Origin of the sequence: Micromonospora sp. NPDC005299 (assembly GCF_042872345.1) — a bacterium.
In the GTDB taxonomy this organism is placed as follows: Bacteria; Actinomycetota; Actinomycetes; order Mycobacteriales; family Micromonosporaceae; genus Micromonospora.
In genome coordinates, this window is record NZ_JBIAKG010000016.1 from 64,133 (window position 1) to 90,066 (window position 25,934).

Genomic DNA, 25,934 nt, shown 5'->3' on the forward strand with positions numbered 1-25,934 from the left:
AAGGACAAGGAGACACCGCATCATGAGCGACACGATCGCCACGCTGCCGGTGGTCGTCGAGAACGACGGCCGCGCCCTGACCGACCTGATCGCGGCCCGCCGCGCCGAGCTGCGGGCCACCCTCGTCGCGCACGGCGGGCTGCTGTTCCGCGGCTTCGACGTCGGCGGGGTGGACGGCTTCGACGGGGTGGTCCGCGCCCTGTCCGGCGAGCCGCTGACCTACACGGAGCGTTCCTCGCCCCGGCACTCCATCAAGGGCCGGGTGTACACCTCGACGGACTACCCGCCCGACGAGGAGATCTTCCTGCACAACGAGAACTCGTACCAGGCGCGCTGGCCGCTGACGCTGTTCTTCTACTGCATCACCGCGCCGGAGACCCGGGGCGCCACCCCGCTCGCCGACGTCCGCCGGGTCCACGACCTGATCGACCCGGCGGTGCGTGCGGAGTTCGTCCGGCGGCGCTGGATGCTGGTGCGCAACTTCCACGGCGACTTTGGCACCCGCTGGCAGGAGGTGTTCAACACCGAGAACCGGGCCGAGGTCGAGGCGTACGCGGCGGCGAACGGGATCACGGTGGAGTGGGTCGGCAAGGACGGCCTGCGCACCCGGGCGGTGCGGGACGTGGTGCACCACCGGCCCGGCTCGGACACCCCGCGCTGGTTCAACCACGCCACCTTCTTCCACGTGAGCACCCTCCCGAAGGACTACCAGGAGGGGCTGCTGGCCATGTTCGGCGCCGACGGGCTGCCGTCGAACACCTACTACGGCGACGGTGGCGAGATCCCCGCCGACGTCATGGACCATCTGCGCGCCGCCTACCGGGCGGCCACGGTCCGCTTCGACTACCAGCGCGACGACGTGCTGGTGGTGGACAACATGACCGCCGCGCACGGCCGGGAGCCGTTCACCGGCCCCCGCAAGATCGCCGTGGCGATGGCCGAGCCGCACACCCCCGACACCCCTGGAGCGAACTGAGATGGCCGAACCCCGATTCCTGGTCGTCCGCAACGACGAGGAGCAGTACTCGATCTGGTCGGCCGACCGGGACCTCCCCGCGGGCTGGCACGACGCCGGCTTCGCCGGCACCCGCGAGGAGTGCCTGGCCCACGTCGACACAGTCTGGACCGACATGCGCCCCCGCTCCGTCCGCGAGGCCCACTCATGAGTCAGGAATGGACCTTCCCGGCCTCCTTCGCCCAGGAGCGGGTGTGGATGGCCAACCAGCTCGACGCCGGGTCGCCGGTGTTCAACGTGTCCATCCCGTGGCGCTTCCCGGCGGGCGTCGACGCCGACGCGGCCAGTGACGTGGTGAACCGGGTGGTGGCCCGGCACGAGGCGCTCCGTACCCACCTGCGGGTCGACGACGGCGCGCTGGTCCAGGTGGTCCGGGCGCACGAGCCGGTCCCGCTGCCCACCACCGACCTGAGCCACCTGCCGGAATCCGAGCGGCGGGCCGCGTTCGAGGTCATCCGGGCCGAGCTGGCCCGCACCCCGATCCCGCTGGACACGCCGCCGCTGTGGCGGGCCCGGCTGGTCCGTCTCGACGACACCTGGGCGCTGGTCTTTGTGGCGCACCACGCCGTCTTCGACAGCCACTCGGCGGTGCTGTTCCACGCCGAACTCGCCGCGTTCTGCGCGGCCGCGCAGACCGGCGCCGAGCCCGCCGTGCCCGAGCTGCCCATCCAGTACGCCGACTTCGCGGTCTGGCAGCGCGACCAGCTCGCCGGGGCGGAACTGGACCGGCAGCTCGCCTTCTGGACCGGCCACCTGGCCGGCGCGCCGGCGGTGACCAACCTGCCGCTGGACCGGCCCCGACCGGCGCAGCTCGGCTTCGCCGGCGACGAGGTGCGCTTCGACCTGCCCGAGGGGCTGCTCGACCGGGTCGGCCGGCTGGCGGTCGGCGCGGCGGCCACGCCGTACATGGTGCTGCTGGCCGGTTTCGCGGCGCTGCTGTCCCGGATCTCCGGCGACACCGACGTGGTGGTCGGCGTGTCCACCGCGGGCCGCGACACCCCCGAGCTGGCCCCGCTGATCGGCATGTTCGTCAACCCGGTGGCGCTGCGCTGCGACGTCTCGGGTGATCCGAGCTTCGCCGCGCTGCTCGGCCGGGTCCGCGACGGCCTGGTCGACGCCATGGAGCACGGGCAGACCCCGTTCCAGAAGATCGTCGAGGCGGTCGACCCGCAGCGCGACCCGTCGGTGCAGCCGATCTTCCAGACCGCGCTGAACTACATCCCGGACTCCGGCCTCGACCCGGTGGAGCTGGGCACCACCAAGGACGACCTGGCCTTCGACATCACTGCGGGGGAGTGCCGCCTGGTCTACCGGACCGCGCTATTCGACCGGGCCACCGCCGAGACGGTGGTCCGGCGGTACGTCGGGCTGCTCACCGCCGCCGTGGCCGACCCGGAGCGCACCGTGGCCGCGCTGCCGCTGCTCACCGGCGCCGAGCGCGACCTGGTGCTGGGCGCCTGGAACGACACCTCGCGCGAGGTGCCGCCGGTCACCGTGGCCGACGAGGTGCAGCGGCAGGCCGCGGCCACCCCGGACGCCACCGCGCTGGTCTGCGACGGCGTGCCGCTGACGTACGCCGAGCTGAACACCGCCGCGAACCGGCTGGCCCGGCTGCTGGTGGCCCGCGGCGCCGGACCGGAGACCCGGATCGCGCTCGCCCTGCCCCGCTCCGGCGAGCTGGTGGTGGCGATGCTCGCCGTGCTGAAGTCCGGCGCCGCGTACGTGCCGGTGGACACCGCGTACCCGGCCGGGCGGATCGCCTACCTGCTGGAGGACGCCGCGCCGGCCCTCGTGGTGGCCAACCCGGACACCGCCGCCCTGGTGCCCGGCGGGGCGCTGGTGCTCGACGGCGAGCTCGGCGCGGACCAGCCCGACGGCGACCTGACCGACGCCGACCGGCGTACCCCGCTGCGACCGGAGCACCCGGCGTACGTGCTCTACACCTCCGGCTCCACCGGGCGGCCCAAGGGCGTGGTGGTGGAGCACCGGGCGGTGACCGGCTACCTGGCCTGGGCCCGGGACACCTACCCGGGGCTGGCCGGCACCGCGCTGCTGCACTCGCCGATCTCGTTCGACCTCACCGTCACCGGCCTGCTCGGCACGCTCACCGCCGGTGGCACGGTCCGGCTCGCCGCGATCGACGAACCGGCCGCCCGCGCCGGCGGCCGGCCGGCCTTCCTCAAGGTCACCCCGAGCCACCTGCCGCTGCTCGACGGCGAGCTGTCGCCCACCACCGACCTGGTGATCGGCGGCGAGGCGCTCACCGCCGAGCAGCTCGCCGGCTGGCGGGCCGCCCACCCCGACGTGGCGGTGGTCAACGAGTACGGCCCGACCGAGGCCACCGTGGGCTGCGTGGCCGCCCGGATCGCCCCCGGCGAGCCGGTCCCGCCGGGCCCGGTGCCGATCGGCGCGCCCACCTGGAACACCCGGGCGCTGCTGCTCGACGCCGCCCTCCAGCCGGTGCCCCCGGGCGTGGTCGGCGAGCTGTACGTCACCGGCGCGCAGCTCGCCCGCGGCTACCACCGCCGCCCCGGCCTCACCGCCGAGCGCTTCCTGCCCTGCCCCTACGGCCCGCCCGGCGCGCGGATGTACGCCACCGGCGACCTGGCCCGCCAGCGACCCGACGGCACCCTGGACTACCTGGGCCGCCGGGACGACCAGGTCAAGGTGCGCGGCATGCGGATCGAGCTGGGCGAGGTCGAGGCCGCCCTGCTGGCGCACCCGGACGTCCGGGCGGCCGCCGCGGCGGTGCGCACCGACACCGGCGAGCCGACCCTGGTCGGCTATCTGGTCGGCCCCGCGCACGAGGACTCGGTCCGCGCCGAACTGGCCCGCGAGCTGCCCGCGCACCTGGTGCCGGCGGCCCTGGTCCGGCTCGACGCGCTGCCGCTGACGCCGAACGGCAAGCTGGACCGGGCCGCGCTGCCCGCACCGGCCGCCGCCACTCCGGCCGAGGACGCCTACGTCGCGCCGCGCACCGAGGCCGAGTCCCTGGTCGCCGAGGTGTACGCCGAGATCCTCCAGGTGGAGAAGGTCGGCGCCCTGGACGACTTCTTCACCCTCGGCGGCAACTCGCTGCGCGGCATGCGGGCCATGGCCCGGATCCGCGCCGAGGTGGACGTCGACCTGCCCATGCGGGCGCTGTTCAGCAGCCCCGTGGTGGCGGACCTGGCCGCCCAGATCGAGCAGCGGATCGCCGCGGAACTCGACGGGCTCTCCGACAGCGAGGTCGCCGCGCTGCTCGCGGCGGAAGAGGGAACCAGCTGATATGACCGACCTGAAGGATCCGGCCCGTGAGGCGGCCCGGCAGGCGCTGATCGCCAAGCGACTGCGCGCCCGTCAGGCCGCCCCCGCGGCCCGGATCACCCCCCGGCCCCCCGGCGCCGAGGTGCCGCTGTCGTACGCCCAGGAGCGGGTCTGGTTCATGGACCAGCTCGCCCCGGGCGAGGCGGCGTACCACATCGCGGTGCCGCTGCGGGTGCGCGGCCCGCTCGACGTCGAGGCGCTGCGCGCGGCCCTGGCCGCGCTCGGCGCCCGGCACGAGTCGCAGCGCACCCGCTTCCCGGCCGACTCCGACGGCCGCCCCACTGTGGTGGTGGAGGAGTCCGTCGAGGTGCCGCTGACCATCGTGGACGCCCCGGACGAGGCGGGCGTGCAGGCGCTGGTGGAGGCCGCCGCCGCCGAACCGTTCGACCTGGCGAACGGGCCGCTGCTGCGCGCCCTGCTGATCCGGCTGGCCGCCGACGACGATAATCCGGCCTCCGCGCCGCAAGACGGCACTCCGGACCGGATGAACGTCGACGACCACGTCCTCTTCCTCGGCCAGCACCACATCGTCGGCGACGGCTGGTCGGTGGACGTGCTGCTGCGCGACCTGATCACCCTCTACCGGGGCGGCGAGCCGCCCGCCCTGCCCATCCAGTACGGGGACTTCGCGGTCTGGGAGGCCGGGGAGCTGGACGGCCCGCAGGCCCGGGCGCACGTCGACTACTGGAAGGAGCGGCTGGCCGGCATCACCCCGCTGGAGCTGCCGCTGGACCGGCCCCGCCCGGCCACCCAGACCTACCGGGGCGACTTCGTCGAGTTCCAGCTCGACCCGGCGGCCACCGAGGGGCTCAACGCGCTCACCCGGGCCACCGGCGGCACGCTGTTCATGACGCTGCTCGCCGCGTACCAGGTGCTGCTGGCCCGGCACGCCGGTCAGGACGACTTCGCCGTCGGCGCCTCGGTGGCCGGCCGCTCCGCGCCCGAGCTGGAGAACGTCGTCGGCATGTTCATCAACATGCTGCCGCTCCGCGCCGAGCTGGCCGGGGACCCCACCTTCACGGAGCTGCTGGCGCGCACCCGGCGCACCGTGCTCGACGGCTTCGAGCACGCCGAGGTGCCGTTCGCCAAGGTCGTCCACGAGCTTGGGCTGCCCCGCGACGTCAGCCGCTCCCCGGTGTTCCAGGCCATGTTCGTGCTGCAGAACTACGAGATGGGCCGGTTCAGCGGGGTGTCCCGCGCCGACGAGGTCACCTTCGAGTGGACCCCGATGGAGCTGCGGGCCACCCGGTTCGACTTCGAGCTGCACGCGGTGGAGACCGTCGACGGGCTCTGGGGCAAGCTGGTCTTCAACACCGACCTGTTCACCCGGGACACCGTCGAGCGGATGGCCCGGCGGTGGACCACCCTGCTGGCCGCGATCGTCGCCGCGCCGGACACCCCGGTCTCCCGGCTGGAGCTGCTTCCCGCCGACGAGCGGGCGCTGCTGGCCGGGTGGAACGACACGGCCGCGGACTTCCCGCGTGATGCGACCCTGCACGGCCCGATCGAGGAGCGCGCCGCCGCCACCCCGGACGCGGTCGCCGTCACCATCGAGGGTCGCAGCCTCACCTACGCCGAGCTGAACGCGGCGGCCAACCGGATCGCGCATCGGCTGCGCGCCGCCGGCGTCGGCCCGGAGACCCTGGTCGGGGTCTGCGCGGAACGCTCCGTCGAGCTGGTCGCCGGCCTGCTCGGCGTGCTCAAGGCCGGCGGCGCCTACCTGCCGCTGGACCCGGAGTACCCGGCGGACCGGCTCGCCTTCATGGTCACCGACGCGGACGCGCCGGTGGTGCTGGTCCAGGAGCACCTGCGCGACGTGCTGCCGGCCACCGCCGCCACCGTGCTCGCCCTCGACGACGCCACGGTCTGGGCCGACCAGCCGGCCACCGACCCGGCGCCCACGGCCGGCCCCGAGCACCTGGCGTACGTCATCTACACCTCCGGCTCCACCGGCCGGCCCAAGGGTGTGCCGAACACCCACCGGGGCATCGTCAACCGGCTCGACTGGATGCAGAAGACCTACGGTCTCGGCGCCGACGACGCGGTGCTCCAGAAGACCCCGGCCAGCTTCGACGTCTCGGTCTGGGAGTTCTTCTGGCCGCTGCGCACCGGCGCCCGGCTGGTGCTCGCGAAGCCCGGCGGCCACAAGGACGCCGGCTACCTGCGCGACCTGCTGGTCGCCGAGCGGATCACCACCGCCCACTTCGTACCGTCCATGCTGACGGTCTTCCTCGCCGAGGAGGGCATCGACGCGGCCACCGCGCTGCGCCGGGTGATCTGCTCCGGCGAGGAGCTGCCACTGACCTCCGCGCTCGACTTCACCGCCCGGCTGCCCTGGTGCGGCCTGCACAACCTGTACGGCCCGACCGAGGCGGCCATCGACGTCACCGCCTGGCACTGCGACCCGGCCCGGCTGGCCGAGGTGACCGGCGTGCCGATCGGCGCGCCCATCGCCAACCTGCGGCTGCACGTGCTCGACCCGGCCGGCGCCGAGTGCCCGGTCGGGGTGGCCGGGGAGCTGCACATCGGCGGCGTCGGGCTGGCCCGCGGCTACCACCGCCGGCCGGCGCTGACCGCCGAGAAGTTCGTCCCCGACCCCCACTCCGGCGAGCCGGGCGCCCGGCTCTACCGCACCGGCGACCTGGCCCGCTGGGTCGTCGCGCCGGACGGGACCGGGGTCATCGAGTTCCTCGGCCGGATCGACCACCAGGTCAAGCTGCGCGGCCTGCGTATCGAGCTGGGCGAGATCGAGAGCGCGCTCCGCGAGCAGCCCGGCGTGACCGAGGCGGCGGTGATCGTCCGCGAGGACAGCCCCGGCGACAAGCGGCTCACCGCGTACCTGGTCGGGCCGGCCGAGCACGCGGCGCTGAAGGCGGCGCTCAAGGAGACCCTGCCGGAATACATGGTGCCGGCGGCGTTCGTCAGCCTCGACGCGCTGCCGCTGACCCCGAACGGCAAGCTCGACCGCAAGGCGCTGCCCGCGCCGGTGGTGACCCGCGAGGCGTCGGTGGCGCTGGTCGAGCCCCGCGACGACACCGAGCGGGCGCTCGCCGCCATCTGGTCCGAGGTGCTCGGCGTCGACACGCTCGGCATCGACGACGACTTCTTCGACCTGGGCGGGCACTCGATGCTCGCCACCCAGGTGGTCGCGAAGATCCGCAAGGCGGAGCTGGGCGGCCGGGCGGTCGGCGTCATGGACCTGTTCCAGCAGCGGACCATCCGTGAGCTGGCCGCGTTCATCTCCGGCGACGCCGCCGAGGCCGGCCCGCGCCGGCTGCTCTACGAGCTGACCAAGCCGATCCCCGCCGCCCAGCGGGTGCTCACCTACGTCTGCGTCCCGTACGGCGGCGGCAGCGCCATCGTCTACCAGCCGCTCGCCGACGCGCTGCCGGCCGGACACGCGCTGTGGTCCCTCGCGATCCCCGGTCACGACGTGGGCCTCAGCGAGGACGCGCTGCCCTTCGACGAGCTGACCACCCGGGTGGCCGACGAGATCCTGGAACGGGTCGAGGGGCCGCTGGCCCTCTACGGCCACTGCGGCGTGGGCAGCGCCATCGTCGCCGAGGTGGCCCGCAAGGTCGAGGCGGCCGGGCGGGACCTCGACGCGGTCTACATCGGCGCCATGTTCCCGTTCGCCCGCCCCAAGGGCTTCTTCGCGGCGGCCCGCAACCGCCTCGAACAGCTGCGCAGCAACAAGCACTACGCCAGCTGGCTCAAGTCGATGGGCGTGGACACCGACGAGCTGGACCCGGAGCAGGCCGACCGGATCATCAGCAACATGCGGGCCGACTCCCGCGCCTCGGAGGAGTACTTCACCCGGCTGCTCGACCAGCGGGCGACGAAGCTGAGCGCCCCGATCATCTCGGTGGTCGGCTCCGAGGACCCCGTCACCGACTACTACCGCGAGCGGTACGCCGAGTGGCAGTTCCTCAGCGACACCCTCGGGCTGGTCGTCCTCGACCAGGCCGGGCACTTCTTCCTCAAGTACCGGGCCGAGGAACTGGCCGAGATCGTCACCCGGGTGCACCCGGCCGTGGTCGCCGGGGACGTGACGGACCTCGGCCCGCAGGCCCGGGGCGAGGACGCCGGCTGGGCGGTCCTCGACCGGCTCCGGGTCGGCGCCGAGGAGGGGCCGGCGACCGCGACGGTCAAGCCGAGCATGGCCCGCTTCCTGTCGATCACCCTCGGGCAGCTCGTCTCCAGCACCGGGTCGGCGCTGACCGCGTTCGCCCTGCCGATCTGGCTGTTCAACCGGACCGGGTCGGTGGCCGACCTGGGCCTGCTCTGGGCGCTCGCGCTGATCTGCGGTGTGCTCATGCTCCCGGTGGCCGGCGCCGTCGTCGACCGGGTCAGCCGGCGCCGGATCATGATGCTGGCCAGCTCCGTCGCCGGGTCGATCCAGCTGGTCCTGGCCGCCCTGCTGTGGACCGACAACCTGGTGCTCTGGCACATCTACCTGCTGGTCGCGCTCAGCTCGGTCGCCGGGTCGTTCCAGCGGATCGCGTTCCAGTCGGCGGTGCCGCAGCTCGTGCCGAAGCGCTACCTCGGCCACGCCATGGGCATCACCCAGCTCTCCACCGGCGTGGCCACCCTGCTCATGCCGGTCTTCGCCGCCGGCCTGCTCGCCGCGATCGAACTGAAGGGCATCCTGCTCATCGACGTGGCCAGCTACGTGGTCGCCGTGCTCACCCTGGCCGTGGTCCGCTTCCCCGACCTGCTCGGCTGGCGACCCCGGGAGCGGCTGCTCGTGGCCATCGCCAACGGGATGCGCTACTCCTGGCAGCACCGCGGCTTCCGGCTGATGCTCGGCTACTTCGCGCTGGGCAACATCTTCCTCGCCCCCGCGCTGGTGCTCACCACCCCGCTGGTGCTCTCCTTCGGCAGCCCGACGCAGGTGGCCCAGGTGGCGCTGGCCGAGGCGGTCGGCGCGGTGGCCGGCGGCGTGCTCATGTCGCTCTGGGGCGGGCCGCGCCGACGGCGGATGATCGGCGTGCTGATCGGCAACCTGGGCACGGCGATCGGCTGCGTCCTGATCGGCCTGGACGCCTCGCTCGCGATGATCTGCGTGGGCTTCTGCTGGCTGGCCATGGCGATGACCACCGCCCAGTCGATCTACGCCACCATCGTCCAGGTCAAGGTGCCGCAGCGCTTCCACGGCCGGGTGTTCAGCCTCAACCAGACCATCGCCTGGTCCACCCTGCCCATCGGGTTCGCGCTGCTCGCGCCGGGCGCCACCGCCCTGTTCGAGCCGATGCTCGCCCCGGGTGGGGCGCTGGCCGGGTCGGTGGGCGCGGTGATCGGCACCGGCCCGGGCCGAGGCATCGGTTTCGCGTACGTCTGCTTCGGGGTGGTCCTGATCCTGATCACCCTGGGCGGCTTCGCGATCCGCCTGCTGCGCCGCTTCGACCTGGAGGTCGAGGACTCCCTTCCCGACGACCTGATCGGCGCGCAGGAGCGGGAACGGCGGCTCGCCGCCCGGGCCGCCGAGCGGGAGAAGGTCACCGTCTAGGTCGGTGGGGGCCTCCGGCGGCAACCGGAGGCCGCCACGCTCACCACCGCTCCGGCGGGTCCGCCGCCTCCTCCCCGGGCAGTTCCGCCGGCTCGGCCACCCACCCGGAGTAGACCGGCAGCCCGTGCCACGGCCCGCCCGCCTCGTCGGTGGCCACCGCCACCACCGCGTATGGGTGCCCGAACCGCAGCTCGGCGACCCGGGCGACCCCCTCCGGCGGCATCCCGGTCGCGACGGCGAACGCGGTCACCGCGGCGGCCTCGAAGCCGTACCGCCCGAACCGGGCCACCGCCGACTGCACCGCCTCGAACGGCGGCTCCGCCAGGCCGAGCAGCGCGCCCAGCGCCCGCGCCGCCCCGTCGAAGCCGAACCCGGCCGGGGTCAGGTCGTGCCGGCTCTCGGCCGACCAGCAGGGCAGCACCGCCGCGGCCCGCTCCTCCCGGCCGTCCCGGGCGAACGTCCGGGTCGGCTCCTCCCGCAGCGTCCACAGCGGCGTCTCGCCGAGCGGCAGGTCGAACAGCGACCGGCGACCCGGCTCGACCCCGCCGGGGACGGTGGCGGCGGTCGCGGCGAGTTCCTGCGCGGCGGCCAGCACGTCCGCCGCGGGCACGTCCGGCGCGGCGGCCACCGACACCACCAGCAGCCCGGCCCCGCCGTCCGCCGGTCGGGCCGGCGCGGCGTGCACCGCCACGTCGCCGGCCCGCTCGGTGGCCGCCACCCAGCAGCGGTGGCCCCACGGCGGCGTCCGCAACACCCGTCGCAGCCGGCCCGCCCAGGCGCTGCCGGCCCCCAGCTCACCTGCCGGCGCCACCCGGAACGGGTCCGCCCAGGACACCCGGGTGGCCAGCGCGCTGGCCAGGATCACCAGGGTGTCCGGAGTGACGGCGACCGGGAACTGCTCGATCAGGCCGGCGGTGCGTTCCCGGGCCCAGGCGTCCAGTGCCGCCTGGTCGGGCAGCGGACCCCGCTCGGTACGGTCCGGCAGGCCGGCCCGCCAGGCGGCCAGCTGCTCGAAGGGGGTCCGCTCCCACAGCGCGGTGGCCGCGGCGACCAGCGGGTGCGGCTCCGCGAGCAGCGCGCGGGCCGCCGCGGCGGCGTCGTCCGCGTCGGTGCCGAGCGCCTCGGTGAGGGTCGCCCGGGCCTCGCCGGTGGCCGCCGGACCGGTCAGCGCGAGCAGCAGCCAGGCGCCCAGCGGCGAGGCGACGTGGTGGGCGTCGCCGGCGGCGCGGTGCAGCCGCTCGGCGTAGTGGGCCAGGGGTGCGTGGAGAGGGTTCACCGCTCCACTGTGCCGGTCGGCGGCGCGTCCGGCACGCCGGTCAGGACCACAGCTCGAACGGCTCGTCGATCTCCTCGCCGGCCAGGAAGGCCGGCAGCAGCTCCGGCAGCCGCCCCGGGTAGCAGCGTGGCCGGTCGGCGACCACGTCGGCCACCGGCCACCAGCGGAACCCGAAGTAGTCCTCCACCTCGTAGTCGAGCCGGTGCGCCTCGTCCACGTCCGGCCCCGGCCCCGGCAGCCGTACCGGCACCACCACCTCGCCCTGGAGGTGCCGCCGCTGCCGGTGCCGGAAACTGGCCCGCCGCCGCCAGGTCGGCGCACCCACCTGCGCCGGCGCGACCACGATGCCGGCCTCCTCGCGCAGCTCCCGCACCGCCGCCTCCAGGTAGGTCTCCCCGGGGTCGAGCCCGCCGCCGGGCAGCTCCCACCAGGTGCCCAGCTGGGGATGATCCGGGTCGCGGGTGTGGAACAGCAGCACCCGGTCGGCGGCGTCCAGCACCACCAGCCGGACCGCCCGCCGCTCGAACAACGGCAGGTCGCGGGGCAGCTCCGGATCCACGGCATTCCCTCCGTCGGGGCGGTGGCGACGGGCCGGACCTGCGATGATGACGATCATGTCGCAGCTCTTCGGCGAGGTGGCCGGCGCCTACCACGAGGCCCGCCCAGGCTATCCGGCCGAGATCGTCGCGGCGATCCGTGCCTACCACGGCGGGACGCCCGACCTGCTGGCCGAGGTGGGTGCCGGCACCGGCCTGGCCACCGCCACCCTGCTCGGCCTCGGAGCGCCGACGACCTGCGTCGAGCCGGACCCCCGGATGGCCCGGGTGCTGGCCGCACGCTTCCCCCAGGTCGACGTGGTGACGGCGGCCTTCGAGCAGTGGACCCCGCCGGCCGGCGGCGTGTCGGCGCTGGCCTGCGCCATGGCCTGGCACTGGCTCGATCCCGCCACCCGCAACCGCCGCGCACACGACGCGCTGCGCCCCGGCGGCACGCTCGCCGTCTTCGGCAACCGCTACGACTACGTCGACCCCGACCAAGCAGCGGCCATCCGGGCCGCGTTCGAGTCGGCCGACCCGCAACAGCAGGGCGACCGCCCCGACGGCTGGTTCCACGCCGACATCGCCGACAGTGGCCTCTTCACGGACGTCCGGGCACCGCTCTTCCGCCGGGACGTGCCGCTGGACACCGCCGCCTACCTGCGGCTGGTCGGCACCTTCTCGCCGCAGCTGCGCCGCCCGCCCGCGCTGCGCCAGCGGGTGCTCGCCGCGGTCGGCGCGGCGATCGACGGCTTCGGCGGCACCGTGGTCCTCGACCTGCGCACCACGCTCGTCCTGGCCCGCCGCCCCGCCTGACGCCGGCTCGGTCAGCCGGTGGTGCCCGCCACCTTGGCGTGCCGCAGCCGGACCGGAGTGCCCCGGCGCAGCGAGTTGGGGATCTCCGCGATGGCGTCCACCCGGGCCACGAGATCGCGCAGCCGGGCCTCGGTCGCGTCGCCCTCGACCCGCACGTCGTAGCCGACCTCGGTGGAGACCGCCGGGTCGCCGGTGAAGTCGCCGTGCACGGTGACCTCGACCCGGTGCAGCGTGATCCCGGCCGCCCGGGCCTCGCGGAACAGGTCGTTGGAGACGCAGCCGGCCACCGCCAGGTAGAGCAGTTGCCCGCCGTTGAAACCGAGCCCGTCCCCGCCGCCGTCCGCCGGGCGATCCACCACCAGCGTGAACGGGCCCGCCGCGCCGATCGCCGCCGGCCGCCCGGGCAGGCTGCGCGTGTGTACCTCGACGGTCATACCGACCACCTCCGCTTCCGACCAGGCCGAGTCAACCATCCCGGGCCGGCCGGCGGGCTCGGCGCTTCAGCCCGAACCCGCGTCGACCGCTCGGGCCGTCTGATCCTCCCGCCGCCGCCGCGCGCCCGTTCGACGGCGCGGGATAGGCTGCCCGCCGTGGCAGGTCTGTTGAGGAACGTGGCGTCCCGGCTCGGTCGGATCGCCGGGGGCGCGGCCGCGCCCACCCGTACCGCCGGGCCGATTCCGGCCCAGGTCGCCCGGCGCCGGCAGGTCAGCGCATTGCAGCGGCGCGAGCTGGCGTACGCGCCGGAGCTGGACGGGCAGGCGGACCCGGGGGAGATCGTCTGGACCTGGGTGCCCTACGAGGACGACCCCCGGCAGGGCAAGGACCGCCCGGTGCTGGTGGTCGGCCGGCAGAGCCGCACGCTGTTCGGGCTGATGCTGTCCAGTCAGAGCGACCGCGACGGCCAGCGGCACTGGCTGGCGCTTGGCCCGGGGGAGTGGGACCGGGACCAGCGGTCGAGCTGGGTCCGCCTGGACCGGGTGCTCACCATGCGCGAGGACAGCATCCGTCGCGAGGGTGCGGTGCTGGACCGGCGCCGGTTCGACCGGGTGGGCCAGGCGCTGCGGTCCGGCTACGGCTGGCGCTGACGGGCGTCGCTCACCACTCGCCGACGAGTTGGCGGGCCGCGCGGGCGGCGCCGACCGTCTTCGCCCGGTACATCGCCGCGTCGGCCCGGCACAGCGCGTCGGTGAGCTGGGTGGGGCCGTGCACCGGGGCGAGCCCGACCGAGGCGGTCACCCGCACGCTGCGGGCGCCCAGCGGGATCGGCGCGGCGAGCGCCTCGCAGAGCCGGCGGGTGGCGTGCTCGATCCAGCGCCGGTCCACCGTCGGACTGACCAGCAGGCCGGCGAACTCGTCGCCGCCGAGCCGGGCGACGGGGTTGTCCCCGGCGAACGCGGCCAGCCGCTGCGCCACACTGACCAGCACCTGGTCGCCGGCGGCGTGCCCGTAGCGGTCGTTGACCTGCTTGAAGTCGTCGAGGTCGAGCACGATAGCCACCAGCGGCTTGCCGGCGGCGTCGGTGAGCAGGGTGGCGGCCAGCCGGAAGAAGGCCCGCCGATTGGGCAGCCCGGTGAGCGGGTCGTGGCTGGCCGCGTGCCGCTCGGCCGCCAGCTCGGCTTGGAGCAGCTCGATCTCGGCCTCGGCGCGCAGTGCCCGGCGGCGCAGTTGCCAGGCGGAGACCAGGGCGCCAGCTGCGGAGATGCCGGAGGCGACGGTCATCGGATCCGGCACGCGCCCTCCCTCACCGCGGCCCCGGCCTCGCCGGACGGTGCCGGGCCGGACCTGTTCTGTCTGCTCGCAACCGGGATCCGGGTAACCGAACGTGAACGTCCGGGTACACCGCACGTGCGATATCATGCTCGCTGTCCATTGCAGATGCAATAGCAGATGCACGTGCATCTCCGTCCTCAGTGGACGGCACCCCGTCGCCACCCACCGCCCCCTCCCCGCGGCATCGGCTGGCTCTTCCCGCGAAGGACGCTCATGCAGCAGCCCTCGAACGGCGTACCCACCACCGAGCTGCCCCCGGTGCGGTGGCTGAAGAGCCGGCGCAGCAACCCGAGCGGCAACTGCGTCGAGTTGGCCGAGCTGCCCGATGGCGGCGGCATCGCGGTACGCAACTCCCGGCACCCCGAGGGGCCGGCGCTCATCTACACGGTCGACGAGATCGCCGCGTTCGTGCTCGGTGCCCGGGACGGCGACTTCGACCACCTCATCGCCCGCGCGCCGTCCCGCTGACCGGACCGCATCCTCCGTCCGGAGGAGTTCACCTCACTGTCGGTCCATGGCATGCTTACTCCTCGGCCGGGCTGGGGCGTCCGGTCAGGACAGTCGGCAGGCGAAGGACGGCCAGGTGACGACGGTGCCCGTCGAGGGAGGCCCGACCAGCGGTCCGACCGTGCTGCGCATGCTGCTCGGGGCGCAGCTGCGCCGACTCCGTGAGGGTGCCGGGGTGAGCCGGGAGACCGCCGGCTGGGAGATCCGTTCCTCCGAATCCAAGATCAGCCGGATGGAGCTGGGCCGGGTCGGCTTCAAGGAGCGCGACGTCGCGGACCTGCTCACCCTCTACGGCGTCACCGTGCCCGACGAGCGGGCGGCGCTGCTCAAGCTCGCCCGCGACGCGAACAGTCCCGGCTGGTGGCACCGCTACGGAGACGTGCTGCCCGGCTGGTTCCAGTCCTATCTGGGGCTGGAGGCCGCCGCCGCGCTGATCCGCACGTACGAGGTGCAGTTCGTCCCGGGCCTGCTCCAGACCCCCGCGTACGCCCGGGCGGTGGTCCTGCTCGGCCACCACGACGCCCCGCCGGCGGAGGTCGACCGGCGGGTGCGCCTGCGGATGGAGCGCCAGGGACTGCTGCGCCGCAGCGATCCGCCGCAGCTCTGGGCGGTGCTCGACGAGGCGGTGCTGCGGCGGCCCGTCGGCGGCGCCGCCGTGATGCGTGAGCAGGTGGACGCGCTCATCGAGGCGACCGCCGCGCCGCACGTCCGGCTCCAGATCGTCCCGTTCGACGCGGGCGGGCACGCCGCCGCCGGTGGGGCCTTCAGCATCCTGCGCTTCGGCGACCAGGACCTGCCGGACATCGTCTACATCGAGCAGTTGACCAGCGCGGTCTATCTCGACAAGCGCGACGACCTCGACCACTACGCGACGGCGATGGAGCGGCTCTGCGGCGAGGCCGCGCCGCCCGAGCGCACCCGCGAGCTGCTGGCCCGCATCCGGGACGAGCTCTACCCGGCCTGACCGGACGGTTTCCGATTGACGTCCGCCGGGCGGCGGAGTAGCTTCTGAATCGATACAGTACTGAATCGATTCAGAAGGGCAGACCGGTGAAGCCGACCCTGCAGGACGTCGCGAACGCGGTGGGCGTTTCCCGCAGCACCGTCTCCAACGCCTACAGCCGGCCCGACCAGCTGTCCGCCGCCCTGCGGACGAAGATCCTCGACGCCGCACGCCGCCTCGGCTACCCGGGCCCCGACCCGACCGCCCGCTCACTGCGCCGCGGCTTCGTCGGCGCGATCGGCGTCCTGTTCACCTCCGAGCTGTCCTACGCCTTCACCGACCCGTTCGCGGTGCGCTTCCTCGCCGGTGTCGGCCAGGTGGCCGAGCAGCACGGCGCCAGCCTGCTGCTGGTGCCCCTGCCCCGCGACCGCGAGGGGGCCCGGGCCGCCGTCGACAACGCCGCGGTCGACGGCTTCTGCGTCTACTGCGTTGGCGACGAGGAGCACGTGCTCGGGGCGATCCGGGACCGCGGGCTGCCCCTCGTCACCACCGCCCCCGCCGCGGCCGGCCCCGCCGACCGCTTCGTCGGCATCGACGAGCGCGCCGCCGCCCGGTCCGTCGCCGCCCACGTCGCCGGCCTCGGGCACCGGCGGGTGGCCCTGCTCGGCGACACCGTGCTGCCCGACGCGCCGCCCGGGCCGCTGCGGCTGGCCGATCCCGGCGACGCCCCCCACCCCACGACCCACGGCCGGCTCGCCGGCTTCGCCGACGCGTTCGCCGCCGTCGGCGTTCCCTGGCCGGAGATCACCGTGGTCAACGCCGCCGGCAACAGCCGGGCCGCCGCCGCCGCGGCCATCGCACCGGTGCTGGCCGGCGACGACCCGCCCACGGCCGTGCTGGCCTGCTCCGACGTGCTGGCGCTCGGAGTGCTCGACGCGGCCGGCCCGCATTCCGGCCTCTCGGTCACCGGCTTCGACGACGTCGCCGAGGCCGCCGACGCCGGGCTGACCACCGTCCGGCAGCCGGCCGAGGAGAAGGGTCGGCTCGCCGCCGCGCTGCTGCTCGAACCGCCGGCCGACCCGGCCGCCGGCCACCTCCTGCTCCCCACCGACCTCGTCGTCCGGACCTCCACCGGTCCCGTCCCCAGGAGTTGACCATGGAACAGTCCACCGGATTCGTCCTCGCCGTCGACGCCGTGACGCGGCACGTGAACTCCGCCCGCCCCGACGCCCCGGTCCGTCCCGACCGGCCCCGCGCGCCCCGGCTGGCGCCCTCCCGGCTGGCCGCCGCGGCGGCCCTGCGCCGCCTCGCCGACCGGATGGAACCCCGCCCGGCCGCGATGCCCACCTGCCGGTCCTGACCCCGGTCGACCGCCCGGCCGGGTGGCCCACACCACCCGGCCGGCGTCCCGTTCGGTCGAGAAGCGCCCGATCGGCGTGGAACCGGGCACCGGGTTGGTGGGTCGCCCCTCCGGCCAGGCACACTGGACCACCATGTCGCCGTTCACGCCCTCGCTCCGGCTGCACGACCGGTACGTCCTGCGCGAGCGCATCGGCCTCGGCGGGATGTCCGAGGTGTGGCGCGCCGACGACGAGGTGCTGCACCGCCCCGTCGCGGTCAAGGCCCTCGCCACCCAGCTCGCCGCCGACCCGCAGCTGCGCGCCACCATCCAGCGCGAGGCCCGCGCCGCGGCGCGGCTCACCCACCCGCACGTGACCCAGGTGTACGACTACGGCGAGGCGACCCTCCCCGACGCCTCGGTGGTGCCCTACCTGGTCATGGAACTGGTCGAGGGCCAGACCCTCACCGACCGGCTGACCGCGGGGCCGCTCGCCTGGCCGGAGGCCGTCCGGCTGGCCGGGCAGATCGCCGCCGCCCTGGCCGCCGCACACCGGATCGGCGTGGTGCACCGCGACATCAAGCCCGGCAACGTGATGCTCACCGAGACCGGGGCGAAGGTGCTCGACTTCGGCATCGCCACCCTGGCCGGCCCGCGGCACCCCCTCGCCGGGCAGACCGGCGAGCTGCTGATGGGCACCCCGGCGTACTTCGCACCGGAACGGATGACCCCCGGCCCGGCGAACCCGGCCAGCGACGTCTACGCCCTCGGCGCCCTGCTCTACCGCACCCTCACCGGGCGCGCTCCGCTGCCCGTGCAGACCTGGGACGACGTGCTCGACGTGCAGGCCCACCGGCCCCCGGTGCCGCCACTGCGCATCCCCGGGCTGCCCGCCGACATCGCCGAACTCACCCTGGCCTGCCTGGCCGTGGACCCGGCGCGGCGCCCCACCGCCGCCCAGCTCGCCACCCGGCTCGGCGCCGGCCGCCCGGCCGACCCGCCGACCGCGATCCTGCCCACCGTGTCCCGGCCGGAGCACCCGCCGACGCTGATCGAGCGGGCCCCCCGCCCGGTCCCGCCGCCCGCGCGCCCGGCCGCCCGGTCGAACCGGCTCCTCGGGGCCCTGATCGCCGCCGGCGTGGTGCTGCTGCTCGCCCTGGTCGGCACGCTGCTGCTCGACCACAACTCCGACACCCCGACGGGCACCGGCCCGGTCGCCGGCCCGTCGACCGGTCCCTCGACCGAAACGGCGCCGGCCGAGGAGCCGAGCCCGTCGACGCCGTCGGAGCCGGCCACCTCCGGCCCGGCCAGCACCCGGCCCGCGCCAGTCAGCCTGCGCCAGCTCGCCGCGCAGTTCGCCGACGTGGTCAACCAGGCCGTGGCCGACGGACGGATCGACCGGAAGACCGCGAACGACCTGCGCGAGAAGGCCGCCGAGCTGGACCGCGGCAAGCCCAGGGACCGGGCCAAGCGGGTCGACGACCTGCGCGAGCGGATCGACGACCTGGCCGAGGACGGTAAGCTCGACGACGGCACGGCCGCCGCCCTCCAGGACCTGCTCGACGCGTACGCGGGACTGGGCGGAGGCGGCCGGGGCGAGGGCTGAGCCGCCCCGCTCAGGCCAGCCGCACCGGATCACCCGCCTCGACCCGGCCGGCGTGCACCACCTGCGCGTACGCGCCGACGCACGGCTGCGGCGCCAGACCGTCCAGCGGCACCACCCGGTTCAGCCGGGCCGGGACGCGCAGCGCCTCCGGGTCGCGGGGGAGCGTGCCGTGCGCCAGCGTCGGCACCGCGCAGCGGGGCGTACGGGCCAGCACCCGCAGCACCAGCTCGGCGCCGATCCGCAGCTCCCGACCCGGCCAGTCGTTCTCCTCGAACCCGGCACCGGCGGTGTCCAGCACCAGGTTCGGCCGGTAGCGCACCGGGTCCACCGCGCCGGACGGCAGCTCCGCCCCGATCCGCCGCAGCGTCGCGGTGGTCAGCAGGTGCACCGGCGCGAAGTCGACGAAGCCGCCCGGCGGCGCCGCCGCCCCGAGCCGCCCCTCGTCCACCGGCACCGGCACGGCCACCCCCGCGGCGAGCACCTCCTCCGGGCGGGACCGTTCGAGCACCGCGTCCGGCGGCGGGGTGTCGATCAGCGTCACCGGCTCGCCGAGCAACTCAGAGAGCACGGCGTCCACCCCGTCGTCACCGGCCGCCACACTGCGGCCGTCGGGCAGCGCGATCCGCACCGCGCCGTCGCCGCCGGTGGCCGCCAGCGTGGTCAGTGCCCGCCACCGGTACGGGTTCTTCGCGCTCGCCACCCGCCCGGTCTCCCGGTGCAGGAGGGCGAGCCGCCGGTCCCCGGCCAACCCGGCCGCGTCCACGGCCACCGCGTCGAGATCCTCACCCAGCAGCGACTTCACCGGGTAGCGCCGGATGCCCACCACCCGCCCGATCACCGGCCGCCGCCCGCCACTCGACCGGCTCGTCCCGGGTGGCGCCGCGTCCTGCTGGTGCCCGTGAGCCGGCATGCTGCCCGTCATCGCCTCCCCGTCCCGGGGCCGGCCGCCCCACCGCCCCACCGTAGGTCACCGGTCCGACGCCGGCCGTCCCGTACTCAGTGGAGGGCTGCCACCACGAAGTCCCCGGCGCACGTCCCGCCCGGGCGCTGTCAGCTGGAACACCGGGCCGAAGGCGAGCGGCCCGGGCCACCTGGTGCGGCACACCGACCAGCTCGGGGTGGTGCGGCTGCGGTTGGCGGCGACGGCCGGACGCCGAAGCGTGAGGCTGCCCGAGGGCCCCGGGTTTCGTGGTCGCCGGTCACGTCGCCTCGTACCGTTGTCCGGATGATCGGAAACGCGCAACTCCTCGTCGGCCCCGGGTGGCGGCCCCGCGCGCCGCCGAGCCGGCCGGCGAAGGACCCGTCGGCTGGGTCACCGTCCTGGTCGAACGGCTCGGCGGCCCCGGAGCCGGCCTCGCGGTGGCCCTGGAGAACCTCTTCCCGCCCATCCCCAGCGAGGTGATCCTGCCGCTGGCCGGGTTCACCGCCAGCCAGGGGCGGATGAGCCTGGTCGGGGCGATCGCGTGGACCACCCTCGGGTCGGTGCTGGGCGCGCTGGCCCTCTACCACATCGGCGCGGCCCTCGGCCGGGACCGGATGCGGGCCCTCGTCGGCCGGCTGCCACTGGTCAAACTGGAGGACGTCGACCGCACCGAGGCGTGGTTCCTCCGGCACGGCGTCAAGGCGGTGTTCTTCGGCCGGATGATTCCGATCTTCCGCAGTCTCGTCTCCATCCCGGCCGGCGTCGAACGGATGCCCGTGCCGGTCTTCCTGCTCTTCACCTCGTTGGGCAGCCTCATCTGGAACAGCGCCTTCGTGCTGGCCGGCTACCTGCTCGGCGAGAACTGGCACGTCGTCGAGGCGTACGTCGGCACGCTGCAGAACGTGGTCATTGTGGTCTGCGTGGGCGCGGTCGGCTGGTTCGTCCTCAGCCGGGTACGCCGGGCGCGCCGCCCCGACCCGCCCCGGCCGAGCCACCCCGCGGCACCCTGTACCGGGGCGGCTGGTGGACCCCCGAGGAGCCCGACGACCACTGACCACCCTGCCGGTCGGCTTGAGCGGCAGCTCTCCAAGATCGGCCGTCGCTGCGACGCTGGCTACGTGCCTTGGGCGGAGTGTCCGGTTCGTGCGCTGAGACGGGCGGTGAGTGGAACGCCATGGATGTCTCCGGGGCCCGGTTACCTCCATGGCGTTCCACCGACCGTCCTCGCCTGGGCCCGGTGTCCGTTTCGCGGGGTGACCGGCGGCACTCCGGCGGTGGAATGGCGGGTGGGCGGGGGTCGTTGTATCCCCGTGAACGACCGAGGAAGGACAGCCCGCCAGGCGGGTGTCCCGGGCCCGGAATGATGGTGGGCCGGCGGTCGTTGTACATGGTCCCGGCGCTGCGAAGTGGCTCTGCCCCGCGCGCTGGATGATCCCCCCAAGACTTTCCTTGAGCGCCTGACGGTGCTTGCGCACATGACCTTGAGTCGACCCCCGTCGGCGTAGGTGTGCGCCAACCCCCGAATGGAGCTACCCCCGTGAACACGATGCTGCGTAAGAGCGTGCTGGGTATTGCTGGTCTGGCCTTCACCGGTGGAATCTTCGCCGGCCCGGTCGCCGCCCACGCCGACGCCCGCCCCGTTGAGGGCAAGCCGGCCGCGGTGAGTGTGCAGGGCGCCCAGTCGAAGATTGACCTGAACGACGAGCAGACCGCCAATGCGAAGGCGATCATCGCGGCGACGAAGAAGGCCGGCCTGCCCGAGCGGGCTGCGGTCATCTCGATCGCCACGAGCCTGCAGGAGTCGAAGCTGGAGAACCTGGGCCACCTCGGCGACAAGAACGACCATGACTCGCTGGGCCTGTTCCAGCAGCGCCCGACCTCCGGTTGGGGCACGCCGGAGCAGATCACCAACCCCGAGTACTCCACCCTGGCCTTCCTGAAGGGTCTGAAGCAGGTCGACGGCTGGCAGGACATGCCGCTGACCGAGGCCGCGCAGACCGTGCAGGTCTCGGCCTACCCGGACGCCTACGCCCAGTGGGAGCAGCAGGCCACCGACATCGTCCACCAGCACTGGAACAGCTGACCCGAACAACAACCGCTGGCCGGCACCCCCGAACAACGGGGGTGCCGGCCAGCGGCGTATCCGGGGGCGGTCAGCAGGGCGCGTACAGGCGACGCGTCCCCGAACCGGCAGCCCAGGCAGCGGCATCGCTGAACCGGCAGCCGAAGTCCGGCGCCGCCACCGCCTTCCGATCGGTGACCGCGTCGCCGGCCGGGCGCTTGCCGGTGCGTACCCAGGAAACCAGGTCGTCCCAGGCGGCGCCGGCCTCGGCCGGGCTGAACTCGCAGTGCTGCGCGGCCCGGATCGCCCGCTGCACGACCAGCCGGCTGCGGCCGTGCCACGCCACGTCCCGGGCGTAGGCCTGCTCCATGCCGAACGGCACGAAGAGGTCGCCCAGGTCGTGCAGGCTGAGCACCGGCACGGTGGGTCGGCCGCTGATCCGCGGCACCTCGGTCAGCGTCGGGGACAGCCGCTGCCACAGGTTCTCCGGCGCGACCCGCTGCACGGTGCCGTTGACGTTCACGGGGCTGTTCGGGGAGTACCGGGTGAGCAGGTTCGTGGCGAGCTGGCCGGGCCGCTGGGCGGGGGAGTCGCCGCCGTCGGTGGTGGTGATGCTGAACAGGAAGTCCTTCCAGACCGCGAAGGCGGCCTCGGCGCCCGGCCGCGGGCCGCCGGACCGCTCGACGGTGATCGCCCTCAGTTGCTTGCCGAGGTCGTTGGTGGTGTCCGGGCCGCCCGGCTTCAGTTCGGCCAGCCCGAGCGCCACCTGGATCCGCGGCACCGCGTCGGTCAGGTAGTCGTCCGGCGTCGGGTACGCGCGCACCCCGGCGAGGGCCTGCGCGACCAGGTTGTAGTCGAGGAAGAAGTCGAACAGCTCCTGGTCGCCGAGCACCCCGCACATCGGCAGCGCACCGTCGTAGTAGCCCGGGTACTGCTCCAGCGAGCGGCCGATGATGTGCCCGCCCATGGAGACGCCGGCGATGAGCACCCGCTTCGGCCGCTTCACCGTGTCGGCGAAGAGGTCGGCCAGCGCCCGGGTGCCGAGCACCCCGGAGCGGATGTCGTAGCCGTTGCGGTCGTACGAGGACGACGCCCAGGCGTACCCCTGCGCCAGCATCCGCTGCCGCAGGTCGTAGCCGGGCGGCTCGGGGGAGAGCACGGTGCCCTGGCCACGGTAGCCGTGCGCCCACATCACCAGGTCGCCGTTCCACTTCGCGGGGGTCTCGATGATGAAGCCGGCGTGCGCGTGGACGCCCTGCCGGACGGTGGTGGTGGCGCCGTCGATCACCAGCGGCGCGAGCGGCGGGTTGCTGATGGTGTAGCCGGGCAGCGGCTGGCTGCCGTCGTCGTCGCGGTCGGCGGCGAGGGCGGGCGCGGCGCCGGCGAGGCCGACCGTGAGGGTGAGGGCCGCGCCGGCGGCGAGCAGCCGGCGCAGGAGACGGGTGGGTGAGGTCAGCATCGGTGCTCCCCCGGGGACGGGTGCCGCCCCGGGACGGGGGCGGCCAGGCGGGACGGATGCCTACCGGCCGGTAGCGCCCTGAACCTAGGACGGGCGTCGAAGCCTGTCAATCGTTGACTGACCGAACGGTCAGCCAAGTCCGGCCGGTCCGCCCACAATGGCCGCTCACACCAGGCCGTGCGCCAGCATCGCCTCCGCCACCCGCCGGAACCCGTTGATGTTCGCCCCGGCCACGTAGTCGCCCGGCAGGCCGTACTCCTCGGCGGTGGCCCAGCAGCGGGCGTGGATGTCCCGCATCGTCTCCCGCAGCCGCTGCTCCGACTGGGCGAACGTCCACGAATCCCGGCTGGCGTTCTGCTGCATCTCCAGCGCGCTCACCGCCACCCCGCCAGCGTTCGCGGCCTTGCCCGGGGCGAACCGCACCCCGGCCCGGCCCAGGATCCGCACCGCCTCCGGCGTGGTGGGCATGTTCGCCCCCTCGACCACCGCGACACAGCCGCCGGCCACCAGCGCCGCGGCCTCCGCGCCGCCGATCTCGTTCTGCGTGGCGCAGGGCAGCGCCAGGTCGCAGGGCACCTCCCAGACGGTACGACCGGAGACGGCCACCGCGTGCGGCACGCGCCGGACGTAGTCGTCGAGCCGGGCCCGGCGCTCCTCCTTCAGCTCACGCAGCAGGGCCAGGTCGATGCCCTTCTCGTCCAGCACGTAGCCGTCCGAGTCGGAGCAGGCCACCACCGTGCCGCCGAGCTGGTGCACCTTCTCGATGGCGTAGATGGCCACGTTGCCGGAGCCGGACACCACCACCCGCTTGCCGTCCAAGCTGTCCCCGGTCTGCTTCAACATCTCCTCGGCGAAGAAGACCGCCCCGTAGCCGGTCGCCTCCCGCCGCACCTGCGCGCCCCCGTACGACAGCCCCTTGCCGGTGAGCACGCCCGACTCGTACCGGTTGGTGATCCGCTTGTACTGGCCGAACAGGTAGCCGATCTCCCGGCCGCCCACCCCGATGTCCCCGGCCGGCACGTCAGTCTGCGCGCCGATGTGCCGGTACAGCTCGGTCATGAAACTCTGGCAGAACCGCATCACCTCGCGGTCCGAGCGGCCCTTCGGGTCGAAGTCCGCACCGCCCTTGCCGCCGCCGATGGGCAGGCCGGTCAGCGCGTTCTTGAAGATCTGCTCGAAACCGAGGAACTTCACGATCCCGAGGTAGACCGACGGGTGGAAGCGCAGCCCACCCTTGAACGGGCCGAGTGCGCTGTTGAACTCCACCCGGAAGCCGCGGTTCACCCGCACCCGGCCGTGGTCGTCCTCCCACGGCACCCGGAAGATGACCTGCCGCTCCGGCTCGCAGACCCGCTCGATGACACACGCGTGCGCGTACTCGGGGTGGCGGGCCAGGGCCGGCCCGATGCTCTCCAGCACCTCCCGGACGGCCTGGTGGAACTCGGGCTCACCCGGGTTCCGCTTGACCACGTTCGCGAACACCGTCTCGACGGTCTCCGGCATCACGGACACGCCCCTTCCGGTCCCGGTGCCGGCCTCGTCGCCGCACCGCCCCGGGGTACGGATCGTCACCGTCGTCCGGTTCACCGGGCGGGTGGACGAGTTGATCTGGGAACCGGCGAGGGACGCCCGCGCTGTGGCTGGACGCCGCCGCCGGCACCGGGGACGCGGAGTTGACCTTCCGCCTCCTCAAGCTCACCGAGGCGGGGGAGGTGACCGCCTGGATCGGGGTGCTCGCCGCCCACCCAGCGCCCGCCGCCCGGCGGGTGGATGTCCGGTTTCCATCCCGCCTGGCGTGTTGAGTGGAACGCCATGTGTGTCTCCCAGGTCCGGATACACACGTGGCGTTCCACCGACCGTCCCGTTCTTGGCGGGGTGTCCGGTTCGGCGAGTGACCGGCGGCATCCCGGCGGCGGAATGGCCGGTGGGTGGGAGTCGTTGTATACGGGTGAACGACCGAGGACCACGCCACGCCCAGCGCGGTGGCCGACCCCCGGGAGCCGGCGCCGTCGAGGCGGGACTGCCCGGCCGGGAATGACGGTGGCCCGCCGGTCGTTGTACATGGTCCCGGCGCCGCGAAGTGGCTTCGCCCCGCGCGCTGGATGATCCCCCAAGACTTTCCTTTGAGCGCCTGACGTGGTGCTTGCGCGCCGCCGACCCCCATCGGCCGTGTGCGCCAACCCCCGAATGGAGCTACCCCCATGAACACGATGCTGCGTAAGAGTGTGCTGGGTATTGCTGGTCTGGCCTTCACCGGTGGAATCTTCGCCGGTCCGGTCGCCGCCCACGCTGAGCCGGTGGACACCAAGCCGGTCGCCGTGTCGGTGCAGGGCGCCCAGTCGAAGATTGACCTGAACGACGAGCAGACGGCGAACGCCAAGGCGATCATCGCGGCGACGAAGAAGGCCGGCCTGCCGGAGCGGGCGGCGGTCATCTCGATCGCGACGAGCCTGCAGGAGTCGAAGCTGGAGAACCTCGGGCACCTCGGCGACAAGAATGATCACGATTCGCTGGGCTTGTTCCAGCAGCGCCCGACCTCGGGTTGGGGCACGCCGGAGCAGATCACCAACCCCGAGTACTCCACCCTGGCCTTCCTCAAGGGTCTCAAGCAGGTCGACGGCTGGCAGGACATGCCGCTGACCGAGGCCGCGCAGACCGTGCAGGTCTCGGCCTACCCGGACGCCTACGCCCAGTGGGAGCAGCAGGCCACCGACATCGTCCACCAGCACTGGAACAGCTGACCCGAAACACCAACCGCTGGCCGGCACCCCCGAACAACGGGGGTGCCGGCCAGCGGCGTATCCAGGAATGAACTGAACCCGAAACGGAGACGTATCAGCCGGTGGGGACCGGCGAGAGGGGACAACC

21 protein-coding genes and 1 pseudogene are annotated in these 25,934 nt (G+C 74.1%); 15 read left to right on the top strand and 7 right to left on the bottom strand.

All coding sequences use genetic code 11. The annotated features are described in order from the left end of the window. The first annotated feature begins 22 nt into the window (after positions 1–22). From ACFYPD_RS30970 to ACFYPD_RS30985, 4 genes are read left to right on the top strand one after another with little or no spacing between them, the layout of a single operon-like run. Positions 23–976, top strand: coding sequence for a TauD/TfdA family dioxygenase (locus ACFYPD_RS30970; protein WP_387121269.1), 954 nt, complete (start codon positions 23–25; stop codon positions 974–976). 1 nt (position 977) lies between these two features. Further along, complete coding sequence (locus ACFYPD_RS30975) at positions 978–1,166, top strand: MbtH family NRPS accessory protein (RefSeq protein WP_091266326.1); 189 nt, start codon at positions 978–980, stop codon at positions 1,164–1,166. Further along, a complete protein-coding gene (locus ACFYPD_RS30980) occupies positions 1,163–4,282 on the top strand; it encodes an amino acid adenylation domain-containing protein (RefSeq protein WP_387121272.1) in 3,120 nt (1,039 codons plus the stop codon). Before ACFYPD_RS30975 ends, ACFYPD_RS30980 begins: the two co-directional genes overlap by 4 nt. A 1-nt stretch (position 4,283) precedes the next feature. Further along, on the top strand, positions 4,284–9,830 hold the full coding sequence (locus tag ACFYPD_RS30985) for an amino acid adenylation domain-containing protein (protein ID WP_387121275.1): 5,547 nt from the start codon (positions 4,284–4,286) through the stop codon (positions 9,828–9,830). A gap of 40 nt (positions 9,831–9,870) precedes the next feature. On the opposite strand, the gene ACFYPD_RS30990 is transcribed toward ACFYPD_RS30985, so the two are convergent. Next, positions 9,871–11,106 (bottom strand): hypothetical protein, encoded by a 1,236-nt coding sequence (locus ACFYPD_RS30990; protein ID WP_387121278.1) that lies wholly within the window; start codon positions 11,104–11,106, stop codon positions 9,871–9,873. A 40-nt stretch (positions 11,107–11,146) separates the two neighbouring features. After that, complete coding sequence (locus tag ACFYPD_RS30995) at positions 11,147–11,665, bottom strand: NUDIX hydrolase (protein WP_387121281.1); 519 nt, start codon at positions 11,663–11,665, stop codon at positions 11,147–11,149. A gap of 55 nt (positions 11,666–11,720) precedes the next feature. On the opposite strand from ACFYPD_RS30995, the gene ACFYPD_RS31000 reads away from it, so the two are divergent. After that, entirely contained in the window at positions 11,721–12,458 is a 738-nt protein-coding gene (locus tag ACFYPD_RS31000; protein ID WP_387121284.1) for a class I SAM-dependent methyltransferase, read from the top strand. A gap of 11 nt (positions 12,459–12,469) precedes the next feature. Here the strand turns inward: ACFYPD_RS31000 and ACFYPD_RS31005 are convergent, their stop codons facing one another. Then, complete coding sequence (locus tag ACFYPD_RS31005) at positions 12,470–12,892, bottom strand: OsmC family protein (RefSeq protein WP_387121287.1); 423 nt, start codon at positions 12,890–12,892, stop codon at positions 12,470–12,472. A gap of 156 nt (positions 12,893–13,048) precedes the next feature. Between ACFYPD_RS31005 and ACFYPD_RS31010 the strand changes: the two genes are divergently transcribed. After that, positions 13,049–13,543 carry a type II toxin-antitoxin system PemK/MazF family toxin gene (locus ACFYPD_RS31010; protein WP_387121290.1) on the top strand — a complete coding sequence of 165 codons (495 nt, stop codon included), beginning with the start codon at positions 13,049–13,051 and terminating at the stop codon, positions 13,541–13,543. Between the two features lie 10 nt (positions 13,544–13,553). On the opposite strand, the gene ACFYPD_RS31015 is transcribed toward ACFYPD_RS31010, so the two are convergent. Then, positions 13,554–14,189, bottom strand: a complete 636-nt coding sequence (locus tag ACFYPD_RS31015) for a GGDEF domain-containing protein (RefSeq protein WP_387121293.1) — start codon at positions 14,187–14,189, stop codon at positions 13,554–13,556. 252 nt (positions 14,190–14,441) lie between these two features. Between ACFYPD_RS31015 and ACFYPD_RS31020 the strand changes: the two genes are divergently transcribed. The 5 genes from ACFYPD_RS31020 (at position 14,442) to ACFYPD_RS31040 (ending at position 18,623) form a co-directional block, all read left to right on the top strand. Next, positions 14,442–14,696: a DUF397 domain-containing protein gene (locus ACFYPD_RS31020; protein ID WP_387121295.1), complete on the top strand. Its 255-nt coding sequence runs from the start codon at positions 14,442–14,444 to the stop codon at positions 14,694–14,696. A gap of 115 nt (positions 14,697–14,811) precedes the next feature. Next, on the top strand, positions 14,812–15,699 hold the full coding sequence (locus ACFYPD_RS31025) for a helix-turn-helix domain-containing protein (protein ID WP_387121298.1): 888 nt from the start codon (positions 14,812–14,814) through the stop codon (positions 15,697–15,699). Between the two features lie 86 nt (positions 15,700–15,785). Next, entirely contained in the window at positions 15,786–16,832 is a 1,047-nt protein-coding gene (locus ACFYPD_RS31030; RefSeq protein ID WP_387121301.1) for a LacI family DNA-binding transcriptional regulator, read from the top strand. A gap of 2 nt (positions 16,833–16,834) precedes the next feature. Continuing rightward, positions 16,835–17,038 (top strand): hypothetical protein, encoded by a 204-nt coding sequence (locus tag ACFYPD_RS31035; RefSeq protein WP_387121304.1) that lies wholly within the window; start codon positions 16,835–16,837, stop codon positions 17,036–17,038. 133 nt (positions 17,039–17,171) lie between these two features. Then, the gene (locus ACFYPD_RS31040) at positions 17,172–18,623 is read left to right on the top strand and encodes a serine/threonine-protein kinase (protein ID WP_387121307.1); all 1,452 of its coding nucleotides are present in this window, start codon (positions 17,172–17,174) and stop codon (positions 18,621–18,623) included. Positions 18,624–18,633: 10 nt separating this feature from the next. On the opposite strand, the gene ACFYPD_RS31045 is transcribed toward ACFYPD_RS31040, so the two are convergent. Then, on the bottom strand, positions 18,634–19,545 hold the full coding sequence (locus ACFYPD_RS31045; protein WP_387121310.1) for an MOSC domain-containing protein: 912 nt from the start codon (positions 19,543–19,545) through the stop codon (positions 18,634–18,636). 338 nt (positions 19,546–19,883) lie between these two features. Here ACFYPD_RS31045 and ACFYPD_RS31050 point away from each other — a divergent pair. Beyond that, positions 19,884–20,543, top strand: a pseudogene (locus ACFYPD_RS31050) (DedA family protein); the annotation flags it as partial. Between the two features lie 539 nt (positions 20,544–21,082). Continuing rightward, positions 21,083–21,628 (top strand): hypothetical protein, encoded by a 546-nt coding sequence (locus ACFYPD_RS31055; RefSeq protein WP_387121313.1) that lies wholly within the window; start codon positions 21,083–21,085, stop codon positions 21,626–21,628. 70 nt (positions 21,629–21,698) lie between these two features. Here the strand turns inward: ACFYPD_RS31055 and ACFYPD_RS31060 are convergent, their stop codons facing one another. Further along, a complete protein-coding gene (locus tag ACFYPD_RS31060) occupies positions 21,699–23,066 on the bottom strand; it encodes an alpha/beta hydrolase family protein (protein ID WP_387121315.1) in 1,368 nt (455 codons plus the stop codon). A gap of 165 nt (positions 23,067–23,231) precedes the next feature. Then, positions 23,232–24,569 (bottom strand): NADP-specific glutamate dehydrogenase, encoded by a 1,338-nt coding sequence (gene gdhA / locus ACFYPD_RS31065; protein ID WP_387121393.1) that lies wholly within the window; start codon positions 24,567–24,569, stop codon positions 23,232–23,234. 170 nt (positions 24,570–24,739) lie between these two features. On the opposite strand from gdhA, the gene ACFYPD_RS31070 reads away from it, so the two are divergent. Together ACFYPD_RS31070 and ACFYPD_RS31075 are read left to right on the top strand one after the other, a co-directional pair. Then, positions 24,740–24,868: a hypothetical protein gene (locus ACFYPD_RS31070; RefSeq protein WP_387121317.1), complete on the top strand. Its 129-nt coding sequence runs from the start codon at positions 24,740–24,742 to the stop codon at positions 24,866–24,868. A gap of 399 nt (positions 24,869–25,267) precedes the next feature. After that, on the top strand, positions 25,268–25,807 hold the full coding sequence (locus ACFYPD_RS31075; RefSeq protein WP_387121320.1) for a hypothetical protein: 540 nt from the start codon (positions 25,268–25,270) through the stop codon (positions 25,805–25,807). Positions 25,808–25,934: the final 127 nt, after the last annotated feature.

What these genes read in the sequence shown, in the direction of transcription:
- ACFYPD_RS31000 (WP_387121284.1), top strand. Translation starts at nt 11,721, where the DNA reads ATGTCGCAGCTCTTCGGCGAGGTGGCCGGCGCCTACCACGAGGCCCGC.
- ACFYPD_RS31020 (WP_387121295.1), top strand. Translation starts at nt 14,442, where the DNA reads ATGCAGCAGCCCTCGAACGGCGTACCCACCACCGAGCTGCCCCCGGTG.
- ACFYPD_RS31075 (WP_387121320.1), top strand. Translation starts at nt 25,268, where the DNA reads ATGAACACGATGCTGCGTAAGAGTGTGCTGGGTATTGCTGGTCTGGCC.
- ACFYPD_RS31045 (WP_387121310.1), bottom strand. Translation starts at nt 19,545, where the DNA reads ATGACGGGCAGCATGCCGGCTCACGGGCACCAGCAGGACGCGGCGCCA.
- ACFYPD_RS30975 (WP_091266326.1), top strand. Translation starts at nt 978, where the DNA reads ATGGCCGAACCCCGATTCCTGGTCGTCCGCAACGACGAGGAGCAGTAC.
- gdhA (WP_387121393.1), bottom strand. Translation starts at nt 24,569, where the DNA reads ATGCCGGAGACCGTCGAGACGGTGTTCGCGAACGTGGTCAAGCGGAAC.
- ACFYPD_RS30985 (WP_387121275.1), top strand. Translation starts at nt 4,284, where the DNA reads ATGACCGACCTGAAGGATCCGGCCCGTGAGGCGGCCCGGCAGGCGCTG.
- ACFYPD_RS31060 (WP_387121315.1), bottom strand. Translation starts at nt 23,066, where the DNA reads ATGCTGACCTCACCCACCCGTCTCCTGCGCCGGCTGCTCGCCGCCGGC.
- ACFYPD_RS31040 (WP_387121307.1), top strand. Translation starts at nt 17,172, where the DNA reads ATGTCGCCGTTCACGCCCTCGCTCCGGCTGCACGACCGGTACGTCCTG.
- ACFYPD_RS31035 (WP_387121304.1), top strand. Translation starts at nt 16,835, where the DNA reads ATGGAACAGTCCACCGGATTCGTCCTCGCCGTCGACGCCGTGACGCGG.
- ACFYPD_RS30980 (WP_387121272.1), top strand. Translation starts at nt 1,163, where the DNA reads ATGAGTCAGGAATGGACCTTCCCGGCCTCCTTCGCCCAGGAGCGGGTG.
- ACFYPD_RS31005 (WP_387121287.1), bottom strand. Translation starts at nt 12,892, where the DNA reads ATGACCGTCGAGGTACACACGCGCAGCCTGCCCGGGCGGCCGGCGGCG.
- ACFYPD_RS30970 (WP_387121269.1), top strand. Translation starts at nt 23, where the DNA reads ATGAGCGACACGATCGCCACGCTGCCGGTGGTCGTCGAGAACGACGGC.